At 70.1% G+C, this 13,973-nt stretch carries 13 protein-coding genes and 1 riboswitch; of the genes, 9 read left to right on the forward strand and 4 right to left on the reverse strand.

Features of this window, described 5'->3' with window-relative positions:
• Positions 1 to 9 precede the first annotated feature (9 nt).
• Genes trpS through ASD23_RS10400 form a run of 3 tightly spaced genes read left to right on the forward strand, consistent with a single transcriptional unit; the run spans position 10 to position 2,362 of the window.
• Positions 10 to 1,023, forward strand: coding sequence for a tryptophan--tRNA ligase (gene trpS / locus ASD23_RS10390; protein ID WP_056010056.1), 1,014 nt, complete (start codon positions 10 to 12; stop codon positions 1,021 to 1,023).
• 14 nt (positions 1,024 to 1,037) lie between these two features.
• Positions 1,038 to 1,613, forward strand: a complete 576-nt coding sequence (locus ASD23_RS10395) for a GNAT family N-acetyltransferase (RefSeq protein WP_162248741.1) — start codon at positions 1,038 to 1,040, stop codon at positions 1,611 to 1,613.
• Entirely contained in the window at positions 1,610 to 2,362 is a 753-nt protein-coding gene (locus ASD23_RS10400; RefSeq protein ID WP_056010060.1) for an HAD family hydrolase, read from the forward strand. The genes ASD23_RS10395 and ASD23_RS10400 overlap by 4 nt, the downstream gene beginning before the upstream one ends.
• A gap of 162 nt (positions 2,363 to 2,524) precedes the next feature.
• Here ASD23_RS10400 and glpK read toward each other — a convergent pair whose 3' ends face one another.
• The 3 genes from glpK to ASD23_RS10415 all read right to left on the reverse strand — a co-directional run bounded on the left by glpK (position 2,525) and on the right by ASD23_RS10415 (position 6,825).
• A complete protein-coding gene (glpK, locus tag ASD23_RS10405) occupies positions 2,525 to 4,039 on the reverse strand; it encodes a glycerol kinase GlpK (protein ID WP_056010062.1) in 1,515 nt (504 codons plus the stop codon).
• A 53-nt stretch (positions 4,040 to 4,092) separates the two neighbouring features.
• Complete coding sequence (locus ASD23_RS10410) at positions 4,093 to 4,821, reverse strand: MIP/aquaporin family protein (RefSeq protein WP_056012917.1); 729 nt, start codon at positions 4,819 to 4,821, stop codon at positions 4,093 to 4,095.
• A gap of 252 nt (positions 4,822 to 5,073) precedes the next feature.
• Positions 5,074 to 6,825, reverse strand: a complete 1,752-nt coding sequence (locus ASD23_RS10415; protein WP_056010064.1) for a glycerol-3-phosphate dehydrogenase/oxidase — start codon at positions 6,823 to 6,825, stop codon at positions 5,074 to 5,076.
• 121 nt (positions 6,826 to 6,946) lie between these two features.
• On the opposite strand from ASD23_RS10415, the gene ASD23_RS10420 reads away from it, so the two are divergent.
• The 5 genes from ASD23_RS10420 (at position 6,947) to ribH (ending at position 11,779) form a co-directional block, all read left to right on the forward strand.
• Positions 6,947 to 7,966 carry a sugar-binding transcriptional regulator gene (locus ASD23_RS10420; RefSeq protein WP_200941705.1) on the forward strand — a complete coding sequence of 340 codons (1,020 nt, stop codon included), beginning with the start codon at positions 6,947 to 6,949 and terminating at the stop codon, positions 7,964 to 7,966.
• Positions 7,967 to 8,004: 38 nt separating this feature from the next.
• A riboswitch (FMN riboswitch) is annotated at positions 8,005 to 8,147 on the forward strand.
• A gap of 86 nt (positions 8,148 to 8,233) precedes the next feature.
• On the forward strand, positions 8,234 to 9,268 hold the full coding sequence (gene ribD, locus ASD23_RS10425; RefSeq protein ID WP_056010066.1) for a bifunctional diaminohydroxyphosphoribosylaminopyrimidine deaminase/5-amino-6-(5-phosphoribosylamino)uracil reductase RibD: 1,035 nt from the start codon (positions 8,234 to 8,236) through the stop codon (positions 9,266 to 9,268).
• A 2-nt stretch (positions 9,269 to 9,270) separates the two neighbouring features.
• Positions 9,271 to 10,014, forward strand: a complete 744-nt coding sequence (locus tag ASD23_RS10430; RefSeq protein WP_082571356.1) for a riboflavin synthase — start codon at positions 9,271 to 9,273, stop codon at positions 10,012 to 10,014.
• Entirely contained in the window at positions 10,011 to 11,315 is a 1,305-nt protein-coding gene (locus ASD23_RS10435; protein WP_056010068.1) for a bifunctional 3,4-dihydroxy-2-butanone-4-phosphate synthase/GTP cyclohydrolase II, read from the forward strand. The genes ASD23_RS10430 and ASD23_RS10435 overlap by 4 nt, the downstream gene beginning before the upstream one ends.
• A complete protein-coding gene (ribH, locus tag ASD23_RS10440) occupies positions 11,312 to 11,779 on the forward strand; it encodes a 6,7-dimethyl-8-ribityllumazine synthase (protein ID WP_056010070.1) in 468 nt (155 codons plus the stop codon). The genes ASD23_RS10435 and ribH overlap by 4 nt, the downstream gene beginning before the upstream one ends.
• Here the strand turns inward: ribH and ASD23_RS10445 are convergent, their stop codons facing one another.
• Complete coding sequence (locus ASD23_RS10445; RefSeq protein ID WP_056010072.1) at positions 11,780 to 12,241, reverse strand: DUF2269 family protein; 462 nt, start codon at positions 12,239 to 12,241, stop codon at positions 11,780 to 11,782. It abuts the gene before it with no gap.
• 255 nt (positions 12,242 to 12,496) lie between these two features.
• On the opposite strand from ASD23_RS10445, the gene ASD23_RS10450 reads away from it, so the two are divergent.
• Positions 12,497 to 13,867 carry an MFS transporter gene (locus ASD23_RS10450; protein WP_056010074.1) on the forward strand — a complete coding sequence of 457 codons (1,371 nt, stop codon included), beginning with the start codon at positions 12,497 to 12,499 and terminating at the stop codon, positions 13,865 to 13,867.
• Positions 13,868 to 13,973: the final 106 nt, after the last annotated feature.

The following is a 13,973-nucleotide window of genomic DNA, read 5'->3' on the forward strand; positions in this document are numbered from 1 at the left end:
GGAACTCCCATGACGCAGAAGCCCCGCCTCTATTCGGGCATGCAGCCCTCCGCCGATTCGCTCCACGCCGGCAACTACATCGGCGCCCTCCTGCAGTGGAAGGAGCTGCAGTCGACGCACGACGCCTTCTTCTCAGTCGTCGACATGCACGCCATCACCGTGGCGCAGGACCCAGCCGAGCTCCGCGAGAAGACCCGCCGCACGGCAGCGCAGTACATCGCCGCCGGCATCGACCCTTCGAGTTCGACGCTCTACGTGCAGTCGCACGTGCCCGCCCACGCCGAGCTCGCGTGGGTGCTCAACACCATCACCGGCTTCGGCGAGGCCGGCCGCATGACGCAGTTCAAGGACAAGTCGCAGAAGCAGGGCGCCGATGCCACGAGCGTCGGCCTCTTCGCGTATCCCGTGCTGATGGCCGCCGACATCCTGCTCTACCAGACCGAGATCGTGCCCGTCGGCGACGACCAGAAGCAGCACGTGGAGCTCACGCGCGATCTCGCGACCCGGTTCAACGCCCGGTTCGGCGCCGACACCTTCGTGCTGCCCGAACCCGCCATCCAGCGCGAGACCGCCCGCATCTACGACCTCCAGAACCCGACGTCGAAGATGTCGAAGTCGGGCGAGACGCCCGCCGGCATCCTGTGGCTGCTCGACGAGCCCTCGGTCACCGCGAAGAAGATCATGCGCGCCGTGACCGACACCGACGGCGAGGTGCGCTTCGACCGCGAGCACAAGCCCGGGGTGTCGAACCTGCTGACGATCTTCTCCGTGCTCTCGGGCCGCACCATCACCGACATCGAGCAGGAGTTCGCCGGGCGCGGGTACGGCGACTTCAAGAAGGCGCTCGCCGAAGTTGTCGTGAGCGAGTTCGAGCCGATCCGCGCGCGGGTGCTGGAGCTGCTCGACGACACGGCCGAACTCGACCGCCTGCTGGCCGTCAATGCCGATCGGGCGAGCGAGGTCGCCGAGGCCACCCTCGGGACGGTCTACGACCGCATCGGCTTCCTCCGGCGCGCGCGCTGACCATGCTGCCCGTCGTGCTCCGCACCGAACGGCTCGTGCTCGACCTTCCCGTCGAGGCCGACACCGAGCTCGTGGCGCACTACTGCGCCGACCCGCTCTTCCTCAAGTACCTCACGACCCCGTGGCCGTACACCACCGAGCATGCGCGAGCATTCCTCACGGAGTATATTCCCGTTGCGTGGGACTCCGGCGACGAGCTGACGTGGGCGATCCGCCGTGCCGACGGCGCTCCGCTGCTCGGCGTCATCGGCCTCCGTCGCGACCACGAGATCGGGTTCTGGCTCGGCGCCGAGCACCGCGGTGAGGCGCTGATGGCCGAGGCGGCGACGGCGGTGAGCGAATGGGCGCTCGGCGGTGCCGTCGCCGGTGCCGGTGCCGGTGCCGAGACGCTGCTCTGGCGTGCGAACGAGGGCAACCTCGCGTCGGCGCATGTCGCCCGCGCCGCGGGATTCCGGCGCATCACGCCGCGGATCGCCACGGTGCCCGGTCGCGACGGGCGCACCCTGGCGGCGTGGCACGCCGAGCGCCGAGCCGAGGTCGAACCCGACGCGTACGCGAGCTGGGAGCCGATCCTCGAGATCGTGGCATGAGCGCGACCGCTCCCCCGGGCCCGGCCGCTCCGGTCATCCTGTTCGACCTCGACGACACCCTCATGGCGCATCGCGCGGCGGTGACCGCCGGCCTCGCCCTGCACATGCGAGATCTGGCATACGAGGGCGACTCGGCGGCGGCATCTGATCACTGGCACGATCTCGAAGAGGAGCACTACCACTCCTACCTCGCGGGTCGGCTGACCTTCGAGGGCCAACGCAGGGCTCGCGCGCGCGACTTCGCCATCGCGCATGGCGAAGAGCTCGACGATCTTGCGGCCGGCGCCTGGTTCGACCGGTATTTCGAGCGGTACCGCGCATCGTGGTCGCTGCATGACGATGCAGTGCCCGCGCTCGACGCACTCGTCCGGTCGCTGCCCGATGCGCGCTTCGGCATCATCACGAACGGCGAGCTCGACTTCCAGCTCGCCAAGCTCGAGCGGCTCGACATCCGCGATCGCTTCGAGCACGTCATCGCCTCGGGCGACGTCGGGGTGGCGAAGCCCGATCCCGAGATCTTCCGCATCGCGCTCGAGCGCTTCGGCCTCGGCACAGCGATCGGGCGAGCGGCGTACATCGGCGACCGATTCGCGACCGACGCGGTCGGCGCTGCGGAGGCCGGCCTCATCGGCGTGTGGCTGAATCGCACCGGCGACGACTCGGCGCCCGTTCCGGCGGCGACCACGGTGCTCGAGATCAGCTCGCTGGCCGAACTGCCGGGCCTGCTGGCACCGCTCCTCGCCGGCTGACCGATTCACGGGCTGCCCGCGGCCTCCGAGACGTGAAAGGGCCGGGCGCACCCCCATGCGACCGGCCCCGCTCTTCAACCGTACTTCGGCACGGTCGATCGAGCCGTCATCAGGTCGCCGTGTGTCTGCGCGCTCCCCAGCTCGCAGCCGACCGGCCGACCGTCAGACGACGTCGTCGTCGACCCAGTCGAGGGTCTTCGAGACGGCCTTCTTCCAGTTGCGGTCGAGGCGCCCACGCTCCGCCTCGTCCATCGACGAGGTCCAGCGCTTGTCCTCCTGCCAGTTGGCCCGCAGCTCGTCGAGGCTCGACCAGAAGCCGACCGCGAGTCCCGCCGCATACGCGGCACCGAGTGCCGTGGTCTCGGCGACGACCGGTCGCACGACCGGCACGCCGAGGATGTCGGCCTGGAACTGCAGCAGCGTGTCGTTCGCGGTGGCTCCGCCGTCGACGCGGAGCTCCGTGAGGTCCACTCCGGCGTCGGCGTTCACGGCCTCGATGACGTCGCGAGTCTGGAACGCGATGGCTTCGAGGGCTGCGCGGGCGATGTGGCCCTTGTTGACGTACCGGGTGAGGCCGACGAGCGCGCCGCGGGCGTCAGGGCGCCAGTACGGCGCGAACAGGCCAGAGAACGCGGGCACGAAGTACGCGCCGCCGTTGTCCTCGACCGACTTCGCGAGCTCTTCGACCTCGGCGGCCGAGGAGATGAGGCCGAGGTTGTCGCGGAGCCACTGGATGAGCGACCCGGTGACGGCGATCGAGCCCTCGAGCGCGTAGTGCACCGGCTGGTCGCCGAGCTTGAAGCCGACGGTCGTGAGCAGCCCGTTCTTCGAGTGGACGATCTCCTCGCCCGTGTTGAAGATCAGGAAGTTGCCCGTGCCGTAGGTGTTCTTCGCCTCGCCGGTCTCGAAGGCTGCCTGGCCGAACGTCGCGGCCTGCTGGTCGCCGAGGATGCCCGAGATGGGCGTCTCGCGGAGCAGCGAGTGCTCGTTCGCCATCCCGTAGACCTCGGACGAGCTCTTGATCTCGGGAAGCATCGACTTCGGCACGCCGAAGGCGGCCAGGATGTCGTCGTCCCAGGCGAGGGTCTCGAGGTCCATGAACATGGTGCGCGAGGCGTTCGTGACATCCGTCGCGTGCACGCCGCCGTCCACGCCGCCCGTGAGGTTCCACAGCACCCAGGTGTCGGTCGTGCCGAAGAGCAGGTCGCCGGCCTCGGCCTTCTCACGCGCACCGGGTACGTTCTCGAGGATCCAGACGATCTTGGTGCCCGAGAAGTAGGTCGCGAGCGGCAGGCCGACCTGCTGCTTGAACCGCTCGACGCCGCCGTCGGCCGCGAGCCGGTCGACGATCGACTGCGTGCGGGTGTCCTGCCACACGATCGCGTTGTACACCGGCTCGCCGGTGTTCTTGTCCCAGACGACCGCGGTCTCGCGCTGGTTCGTGATGCCCACCGCGGCGATGTCGTGCCGGGTCAGGTTGACCTTGCCGAGGGCCTGGCCGATCACCTCGCCCGTGTTGCGCCAGATCTCGGCCGGGTCGTGCTCGACCCAGCCCGCCTTGGGGAAGATCTGCTCGTGCTCGAGCTGTCCGGTCGAGACGATCGATCCGGCCTTGTCGAAGATGATCGCGCGCGACGAGGTCGTGCCCTGGTCGATCGCGAGGATGTAGTCGGCCATCTGAGAACTCCGTTGCTGTCAGTGAAACGAATGGATGAATCGGAAGGGGAAGATCAGGTGAGCAGCGGCAGCAGCGGGATCGCCGCCCAGCCTGCCGCGAGACCGCCGACGAGCGGGCCGACGACGGGCACCCACGAGTACGCCCAGTCGCTGCCGCCCTTGCCCGCGATGGGCAGGATGGCGTGCGCGATGCGCGGACCGAGGTCACGTGCCGGGTTGATCGCGTAGCCCGTCGGGCCACCGAGCGAAGCGCCGATGCCGATCACGAGCAGCGCCACGGGCAGTGCGCCGAGGGCTGCGAGGCCGCCGTCGCCCTGGCGTCCGCCGCCGAAGCCGATCACGACGAAGACGAGCACGAACGTGGCGATGAACTCGGTCACGAGGTTCCAGCCGTAGGAGCGGATCGCGGGGCCCGTCGAGAAGACGCCGAGCTTGGCGCCGGCGTCGGGCTCGGCGTCGAAGTGCTGCTTGTAGGCGAGCCAGCACGCGACCGCGCCGAGGAAGGCGCCGATCATCTGGGCACCGATGTAGGTGAGCACCGACACGACGTCGACGGGCACTTCGATGCCCGCTGCGGCGTTGCCGAACTCGGTCGCGCCGTTGGCCACGAGGCCCACGGTGACCGCGGGGTTCAGGTGCGCGCCCGAGGCGTAGGAGACGATGACGCCGGCGAAGACCGCGAGGCCCCAGCCGAAGTTGATCATGAGCGTGCCGCCGCCGAAGCCCTTCGTCTTGGCGAGGATGACGTTCGCGACGACGCCGCAGCCGAGGAGCACGAGCATCGCCGTGCCGACGAGTTCGGACAGGAACACGGTTCCGAGATTGTCCACGTTGACCTTCTTTCTTGAGGTGTGGTGCCGGCCGCCTGGACGACCGTCGACCGGGAGGCTCCGTCGAAGCTACCGGGCGTTGCGGCCCGGACGACACGGATTCCGGTGCACATCCGTGCAGATTGCGCCCTGCTGGTCGAGCCGGTCGAGACCTCCGCGCAGACCGCGACGAACCGTGTCCCGACCGGCTCGACCTGCAGATCGTCAGACGAGGGTGGCGGATGCCTCGAGCTCGACGCCGTGGCGCTCGGCCAGCAGTTCCCTCGTGGTGGCCATCTCGACGGCGCGGCGTTCGAAGTCCCATCCGAGCTCCGCGCCGACGACCTCGGCGAGCTCGTCGAGGAGCGGCGCGGTGAGGGCACCGGTGAAGGCGATGCTGGTGCGACGCAGCACGATGTCGGAGAGGTGCACGACCCGTTCGTTGCGGGCGAGCCACGCGATCTCGCGCCGGCTGTAGCCCGTGTGGTGGGCGAGCGGCTCGTCGCGTTCGCCCTCGGTCGAGGCGATGAACGCCTCGGCGCGGGTGCCGTAGCGCTCGAGCAGTTCCTCGGCGCGGAGACGGCCGACCTCGTCGCCGTGCGCGACCGTCCAGACGCGTCGCGCGTCCTCGGTGGTCGGGTAGCCGGCGCCGCCGCCGATCGCGAGGCCCGCCGTGGAGTGGGTGCGGTCGCGGCCGAGCAGCGCCACCACCTCGTCGGAGAGGTGCTCGGCGAGGGCGCGGAACGTGGTCCACTTGCCGCCGACGAGACTCAGGAGCGTGGTGCCAGGGCGCTCAGGGACATCCGCTCGTTCGATGCGGTAGTCGCGGGAGACGAAGCCCGGCGCCTCGTCGTCGTGCCGGGGCAGCGGGCGCACGCCCGAGAAGCGGTAGACGATCTGCGAGCGGTCGACGGGCACCGCTGGGAAAACGTGCGCGATGAGTTCGAAGAAGTAGTCGACCTCGGCCTCGGTGCACACGGCGGGCTCGCGCATGTCGTGCTCGAGGTCGGTCGTGCCGACCATGACCTTGCCCTTCAGCGGGTAGATCAGCACGATGCGACCGTCTTCGTGCTCGAAGAAGATCTCGCGGCCGCCGGTGGCGGCGAGGAGCTCGTCGTTGTCGAGCACGATGTGCGAGCCCTTGGTGCCGCCCATGAAGGCGGTCGGCCGGCCGAGCCCCTCGTTCGTGAGGTCGGTCCACGGCCCCGAGGTGTTCACGACGACGTCGGCGGCGACGTCGAACTCCGCGCCGGTGACGGTGTCGCGCAGGCGCACTCCTTCGGCACCCATGCCGACCGCCTCGAGGTAGTTCGCGGCGCGGGCGTGGTCACCTGCTGCGAGGCCGTCGAAGAGCACGTCGAGCGCGAGCCGCTCGGGGTCGTGCATGCTCGCGTCGTAGTACGTCGCGGTGTACTTGATGCCGTCGTTCAGGGCGGGCAGCTCGGCGAGCGAGCGCTTGCGGCCGTGGAAGCGGTGCCGCGGCACCGAACCGCCGTCGCGCGAGAAGGAGTCGTAGAGCACGAGCCCGGCCTTGATGAGGGCGGCGCCGCGTTCGGTGGGCTTGCCCGACTTGTGGGTGAGGAAGCGCATCGGCGCCGACAGGATGCCGGAGAAGGTCGAGAAGATCGGCACGGTCGTCTCGAGCGGCTTCACGTAGTGGGGCGCGATGCGGATGAGCGCGTTGCGCTCGGTGACCGACTCCTTGACGAGCCGGAACTCGCCGTTCTCGAGGTAGCGGATGCCGCCGTGGATCATGTGCGACGAGGCGGCGGATGCCCCGGAGACGAAGTCGCCGCGCTCGACGAGCACGACGTCGACGCCCTGCAGGGCGAGGTCGCGGAACGTCGCGATGCCATTGATGCCGGCGCCGATGACGAGCACGGAGGCCTGCGGCCGGGTTCGGATGGCCGCGACATCCGCTCGCTCGCCGCCGGAACCGGGGCGGGGCGTGGTGGGGATCGTCTGCTGCGGAGACATCGCTGTCCTCTCGGGTGTGGAACGGCGGCTTGCATGAGCATGCCTGATGTGGATGAATACATCGTGAACACGGCGGAACGAACTTGCAAGCCGAGTGAACAAACGTGCAAGGATGGCCAGGATGAACGAACAGGCAGCGATTCCCATCGAGGACGGCACCGAGTCGGTGCCCGGGAAGACGCGTGACGCGCTCCGCGCCGCCCACCTCTACTACATGCAGGACCTCACGATGGATGCCATCGCGCACGAGCTGCACACCTCGCGATCCTCGGTCTCGCGGCTGCTGAGCCACGCCAGGGCCAGCGGACTCGTCGAGATCTCCCTGCACTCGCCGCTCGACCTGCCGAGCCGGATCGAGCAGGAGATCCTCGAGCGATTCGCGGTCGGCGCGCACGTGATCCCGGTGCCCGATCACGCGAGCGACGTCGACCGACTCGACCGCGTGGCGCTCTCGGCTGCACGAATTCTCGGGCGCTTCGTCGACTCGAACCAGACGATCGGCATCGCGTGGGGTTCGACGATGAGCGCGATGAGCCGGCACCTCGTACCGAAGGCCACGCACAACTCCGAGATCGTGCAGTTGAACGGCGCCGGCAACGGCCGCACCACCGGCATCGTCTACGCGAGCGAGCTGCTGCGCCGCTTCGGCGACGCGTTCGGCGCCCGCGTGCAGCAGTTCCCGGTGCCCGCCTTCTTCGACGACCCCGAGACGCGCCGCGCCTTCTGGCGGGAGCGAAGCACCCGGCGTCTCCTCGACCTGCAGGAGCGCATGGACGTCGCACTCTTCGGCGTCGGCTCCCCGTTCGCCGAGGTGCCGAGCCACGTCTACCAGGGCGGCTACCTCGAGCGGGCCGACTACGAGGGCCTCTCCCGCGAGGGTGCCGTCGGCGACGTCGCGACCGTCTTCTATCGTGCCGACGGCTCGACCGACGGCATCACGCTGAACGAGCGCGCCACCGGTCCCGACTTCTCGGTGCTGCGACGCGCACCCCGACGCATCTGCGTCGTCTCCGGCCGGGCCAAGCTCGCGAGCCTCCGCGGCGCCCTCGCCGCAGGCCTGATCACCGACCTCATCGTGGACGAGGGCACAGCGCGGGCGCTCGTCGAGTCGCCGCACGAGTCGCCCCGAGACCGGGAATAGCTGCGCGTCGCAGGCGTTGACCTAGAATCGAACACAGAAACGTGCTCCGGGGTCGGTGTAAGTCCGAACCGGCGGTGACAGTCCGCGAACTGCGAGCGCGAGGTCGAAGGGCCCCGCACCCGTGGTCGAACCGGTGGAACTCCGGTACCGACGGTGAAAGTCCGGATGGGAGGGGCACGTGTCGGCAGCGCTGTGGCGCCGCCGGCGAAGGTCGTCGACGAGCGTCGGCGCCGCCCAGCACCCCGGAGCCCTGAGACAGGATCACGGATGAGTGCGAGCGAACAGCAGGCAGCGGATGCCGCGGCGATGCGCCGCGCGCTCGACCTCGCCGTTCTCGGCCCCGCGCGAGGCGTGAACCCGCGCGTCGGCTGCGTGATCCTCTCCCCCGCCGGCGAGCGCCTCGCCGAGGGCTGGCATCGCGGCGTCGGCACCGCGCACGCCGAGGTCGACGCGCTCGCGAAGCTCGAACCCGGCGCCGCCCACGGCGCGACCGCGGTCGTGACCCTCGAACCCTGCAACCACACCGGGCACACCGGACCGTGCGCCCTCGCGCTCATCGAGGCCGGCATCGGACGCGTCGTCTACGCCGTCGCCGACCCCGGTGAGCACTCCTCAGGCGGTGCCGAGCGGCTTCGCGCCGCCGGCGTCGAGGTCACCGCGGGCGTGCTCGGCGACGACGTCGAGGCGATGCTCGACGACTGGCTCTTCGCCGCACGAAACCACCGCCCGCGCGTCACGGTGAAGTGGGCGTCGAGCCTCGACGGCCGTGCTGCGGCAGCTGACGGCACGAGCCAGTGGATCACCGGCCCCGAGGCCCGCGCCGACGTGCACCGCCGCCGCTCGGCCGCCGACGCGATCGCCGTCGGCACCGGCACCGTCTTCGCCGACGACCCGTCGCTCACCGCTCGTGCACCGGGCGGCGAGTTCTTCGACGCCCAGCCCGTACCCGTCGTCTTCGGTCGTCGGGCCGTGCCGTCGGATGCCGCGATCACCCGGCACCCGCACGCGCCGCTGTTCTTCGAGGGCGCCGACCTGCGAGCCGACCTCGCCGAGCTCGCGCGCCGCGGCATCCGCTCGCTGTTCATCGAGGGCGGGCCGACGCTCGCGAGCGCCTTCATCGCCGACGGCCTCGTCGACGAACTGCTCGTCTACCTCGCGCCCGCGCTCCTCGGCGGCCCGCGCCTCGCCCTCGGCGAGCTCGGCGTCCCGACGATCGACGCGGCGATCCGCCTCGACTTCGCCGTCATCGAACGGCTCGGCGACGACGTGCTGCTCGTCGCCAGACCCACGGAAGGGAACTGACAGTGTTCACCGGAATCATCGAGGAACTCGGCACGGTCGAGCGCGTCGAGCGCACCGCCGACGCCGCACGACTCACGGTGCGCGGCCCGCTCGCCGTGGAGGGCGTCGCGCACGGCGACTCGATCGCCGTGTCGGGCGTGTGCCTGACCGTCGTCGAGTTCGACGCCGAGCGCTTCACGGCCGACGTCATGGCCCAGACCCTCGCGATGTCGACGCTCGACACCGTGCGCGAAGGGCTCGCCGTGAACCTCGAACGCGCGGCACGGGTGGGCGACCGCCTCGGCGGGCACATCGTGCAGGGACACATCGACGGCACCGCCGAGGTGCTCGAGATCCGCCCGGGCGAGGCATGGCGGGTCGTGCGGTTCTCGCTCGACCCCGCGCACGCACCGCTCGTCGTCGATAAGGGCTCGATCGCCGTCGACGGCGTCTCCCTCACGGTCAGCGCCGTGGGCGACGAGCCCGGCGGCTCGTGGTTCGAGGTCTCCCTCATCCCCGAGACGCTCACCGCGACGACGCTCGGCGAGCGCACCGTCGGCGACCGGGTGAACATCGAGACCGACATCGTCGCGCGCCAGGTCGCACGGATGCTCCGCTTCGCCCCGGGCTGGGAAGCCACGCCCGAAGCGCGCCCGAACTCGGTCATCGGATTCCAGGCGGCGCCGCCCTCGCAGCAGCCGACCGCGCCGCAGCCGTCGGCGCCCCAATTCGGCGAACCGCGGTCGACGGCCGGAGGTGCCGCATGAGTCTCGCGACAATGCCCGAGGTGCTCGAGGCGCTCCGTGCCGGCAAGCCCGTCATCGTCGCCGACGACGAGGCCCGCGAGAACGAGGGCGACGCCATCATGGCCGCCGAGTTCGCGACGCAGGAGTGGATCGCCTGGATGGTGCGCCACACGAGCGGCTACCTCTGCGCGCCCATGCCCAACGAGCTCGCCGACCGTCTCGCGCTGCCGCTCATGACCGAGCGCAGCGAAGACGTGCGCGGCACGGCGTACACGATCTCGGTCGACGCCGCTGACCGCACGTCGACCGGCATCTCGGCCTCCGACCGCGCCCACACCCTCCGCGTGCTCGCCGATCGCACGTCGACCCCCGACCGGCTCATCCGCCCGGGCCACGTCATCCCGCTGCGCGCGGTCGACGGCGGCGTGCGGGAGCGCGCCGGGCACACCGAGGCCGCAGTCGACCTCATGCGGCTCGCGGGCCTCTCGCCCGTCGGCGTCATCGGCGAGATCGTCGCCGATGACGGCGAGATGATGCGCCTGCCCGGGCTCATCGAACTCGGCGAGCGCGAGGGCCTGCCGGTCACGACCGTCGCGGCGCTCATCGACTGGCTCGAGCAGCACCACTCGGGCCACGACCTCGCGGCGACGTCGCCAGCCGCAGCAGTGCCCGAGACGTCCTCCGTCGACTTCGAGGTCGAGACGGCCCTGCCGACCGAGCACGGCGAGTTCCGCGTGCGCGCCTACCGCGACCGCGCGACCGGCGCCGACCACGTCGCGATCATCGCCGGCGACCCGGCCGCCGCGGCCGGCGGCGCGATCGTCCGCGTGCACTCCGAGTGCCTCACGGGTGAGGCCTTCGGCTCGCTCAAGTGCGAATGCGGGCCGCAGCTCGACGCCGCGCTCGAGACCATCCAGCAGGACGGCGGCGTCGTCATCTACCTGCGCGGCCACGAGGGGCGCGGCATCGGCCTCATCAACAAGCTCCGGGCGTACCGCCTGCAGGAGGACGGACTCGACACCCTCGACGCGAACCTCGCGCTCGGGCTGCCGATCGACGCGCGCGACTACAGCGCGGCGACCGCGATCCTCACCGACCTCGGCATCGACCGGGTGCGACTGCTCACGAACAACCCCGAGAAGGTTCGCCAGCTCGAGGCGCACGGCATCACGGTGAGCGAGCGGCTCCCGCTCGTCGTGGGTGTCGGCACCGGCAACACGGGATACCTCGACACCAAGCGGCACCGCATGGGGCACGCGATCGACGACCGGCAACTCACCGACGGCGCAGCCGAAACCCTCCTGGAAGGACACCCATCATGAGCGGAGCAGGATCCCCCGCACTCGACGTCGACGGCCGCGGCCTGACGGTCACGATCGTCGCCGGCAGCTGGCACGACGAGATCACGAACGGCCTGATCGCCGGAGCGACGCGCACGCTCGAGGCATCCGGTGCTGACTTCTCGCTCGTTCGCGTTCCCGGCAGCTTCGAGCTGCCGGTCGTCGCGAAGGCGGCGCTCGATGCCGGGGCCGACGCGGTCGTCGCGCTCGGCGTGATCATCCGCGGCGGCACGCCGCACTTCGAGTACGTGTCGGCGGCCGCGACCGACGGCCTCACCCGGGTCGCGCTCGACACCGGCAAGCCCGTCGGATTCGGCCTGCTCACCCTCGACGACGAGCAGCAGGGGCTCGACCGCGCGGGCCTGCCCGGCTCGAAGGAGGACAAGGGACGCGAGGCGGCCGAGGCCGCCATCGCGACGGTTCGCGCCCTGCGCGAACTCTCGTAGCTACGGCTTCCAGACCATCAGCACGACGACGGCGAGAAGCAACAGCGAGGAGATGCCGCTGCCCGCCGCGATCGCGGGGTAGCTCGCCTTGGGCGCGTCGCCGCCGTCGCCGACACCGGTGCCTGCGCCGGCAGTGAGCGCCTCGGCGGCCTTCTTCATCGACGGCACGACGACGAAGAGCGTCAGTGCGAAGGCGATGACGTAGAGGATGATCGACCACAGGATCCACGGTGTCGTGATCGAGAGCTCGTACTCGTCGGGCGCCATGCTCATGGCGCCGAAGCCGAACACGAAGACGAGGAGCGAGAGCCACGCGAAGATCGTGGTGGACTTCGCGAGGACCGCGACCTGCGCCCCGTTTCCGGCGCGCACCGCCCGCATCGCCGTCATCGGGAGGATCGCCATCGGGCCGACGATGAAGACGGCGCCGGCGACGTGCAGAATGCTGATCAGGGTATCCATGGGGCTCAGCCTAACGACGAGCGGATGCCGCAGCATCCGTCGTTCGATCCATCCCGCACGTGTCCGGCGCGCCGTTCACCGCGCCGATGCCACCGTTCGTCGCACGTGACCCGCCTTCTCAGAGGACCGACAACGATCCCGGCGTAGGGTAGTTCGGTTGCCACAAGCGACGATTCCACCCCACCGACTCCGCTCGACGCCAGACCGACGTGCCCGGAGACGGGCGCATCGAAACCCCTTGGAGTCCTCGCGACGATGTCCACATCGACCGCGGCCTCGGCCGCCCCAGCAACCCCCGCAGCACCCGCGAATCCCCGCAGCCGCGTCGTGCTCGCCAGCCTCATCGGCACGACGATCGAGTTCTACGACTTCTACGTCTACGCGACCGCAGCGGTACTCGTCTTCCCCCACCTCTTCTTCCCGACCGGCGACCCCACGACGGCGCTCCTCGCCTCGTTCGCCGTCTTCGGCGCGGCGATGGTGGCTCGTCCGCTCGGCGCGGTCATCTTCGGTCACCTCGGCGACAAGCACGGCCGCAAGGCCACCCTCGTCGGCGCGCTGCTCACGATGGGCATCGCGACGTTCCTCATCGGCCTCCTGCCGACCTACGCGATGGTCGGCTGGCTGGCGCCGCTGCTCCTCGTGATCCTCCGCATCGCGCAGGGCTTCGCCCTCGGCGGCGAGTGGTCGGGCGCCGCGCTCGTGGCGACCGAGAACGCGCCGAAGGGCAAGCGCGCCTGGTACGGCACGTTCCCGCAGCTCGGTGCGCCCATCGGCTTCATCATCGCGAACGGCCTCTTCCTCATCATCGCGGCGGCGCTGCCGTCGGACGACCCGACGATGCCGTCGCAGGCGTTCCTCGACTGGGGCTGGCGCATCCCGTTCCTGTTCTCGGTCGTCATGGTGATCGTCGGCCTGTGGGTACGCCTGCGCCTCGTCGAGTCCACCGCGTTCTCGAAGGCGTCGAAGGAGGGCAAGCTGAAGAAGCTCCCGCTCGGCGAGGTCTTCAAGCACCACTGGAAGCAGCTCATCCTCGGCACGTTCTTCATGCTGGCCACGTACGTGCTCTTCTACCTGATGACGACGTTCTCGCTGAGCTACGGCCGCGCTCCGGTCGAAGCCGTCGACGGCGCACTGCCCGGCCTCGGGTACTCGTACAACACCTTCGTGCTGATGCTCATCGGCGGCGTCGTGTTCTTCGGCGTCTTCACCCTGCTGTCGGGTCCGTGGGCCGACCGCTGGGGTCGCCGCAAGACGCTCCTCTGGGTGACGCTCGGCATCATCGTGTTCGGGCTCCTCTGGGTGCCCCTGCTCGATGCCGGGTTCTGGGGCGTGATGCTCTGGCTCGTCGTGGGCTTCTCGCTCATGGGCATGACGTTCGGCCCGATGGGCGCACTGCTGCCCGAGCTCTTCCCGACGAACGTGCGGTACACGGGCTCCGGCATCTCGTACAACGTGTCGTCGATCCTCGGCGCCGCCGTCGCCCCGTTCATCGCGGTGGCGCTCTGGCAGGCCGGCGGTGGCAGCCCGTTCTGGGTCGGCATCTACCTGTCGGCCATGGCCGTGCTCACCTTCATCGCACTGCTCGTCTCGAAGGAGACGAAGGACGTCGACATCGACGCCTGAGCACTGCGATGCGAAGGGCGGATGCCGCGTGGCATCCGCCCTTCGTCGTCCCCGTCGATCATTCACGCGATCGTCACATGCACCCCTTCTCGCGCATGATGGGCCG

This window comes from Agromyces sp. Root1464 (assembly GCF_001427265.1).
GTDB lineage: Bacteria > Actinomycetota > Actinomycetes > Actinomycetales > Microbacteriaceae > Agromyces > Agromyces fucosus.

Excerpts from the sequence above, each read along its gene's own strand:
- glpK (WP_056010062.1), bottom strand. The coding sequence starts at position 4,039 with ATGGCCGACTACATCCTCGCGATCGACCAGGGCACGACCTCGTCGCGC.
- ASD23_RS10400 (WP_056010060.1), top strand. The coding sequence starts at position 1,610 with ATGAGCGCGACCGCTCCCCCGGGCCCGGCCGCTCCGGTCATCCTGTTC.
- ribH (WP_056010070.1), top strand. The coding sequence starts at position 11,312 with ATGAGCGGAGCAGGATCCCCCGCACTCGACGTCGACGGCCGCGGCCTG.
- ASD23_RS10420 (WP_200941705.1), top strand. The coding sequence starts at position 6,947 with ATGAACGAACAGGCAGCGATTCCCATCGAGGACGGCACCGAGTCGGTG.
- ASD23_RS10435 (WP_056010068.1), top strand. The coding sequence starts at position 10,011 with ATGAGTCTCGCGACAATGCCCGAGGTGCTCGAGGCGCTCCGTGCCGGC.
- ribD (WP_056010066.1), top strand. The coding sequence starts at position 8,234 with ATGAGTGCGAGCGAACAGCAGGCAGCGGATGCCGCGGCGATGCGCCGC.
- ASD23_RS10415 (WP_056010064.1), bottom strand. The coding sequence starts at position 6,825 with ATGTCTCCGCAGCAGACGATCCCCACCACGCCCCGCCCCGGTTCCGGC.
- ASD23_RS10410 (WP_056012917.1), bottom strand. The coding sequence starts at position 4,821 with ATGCTCGTGCTCCTCGGCTGCGGCGTCGTCGCGAACGTCATCCTCGCC.
- trpS (WP_056010056.1), top strand. The coding sequence starts at position 10 with ATGACGCAGAAGCCCCGCCTCTATTCGGGCATGCAGCCCTCCGCCGAT.
- ASD23_RS10450 (WP_056010074.1), top strand. The coding sequence starts at position 12,497 with ATGTCCACATCGACCGCGGCCTCGGCCGCCCCAGCAACCCCCGCAGCA.
- ASD23_RS10445 (WP_056010072.1), bottom strand. The coding sequence starts at position 12,241 with ATGGATACCCTGATCAGCATTCTGCACGTCGCCGGCGCCGTCTTCATC.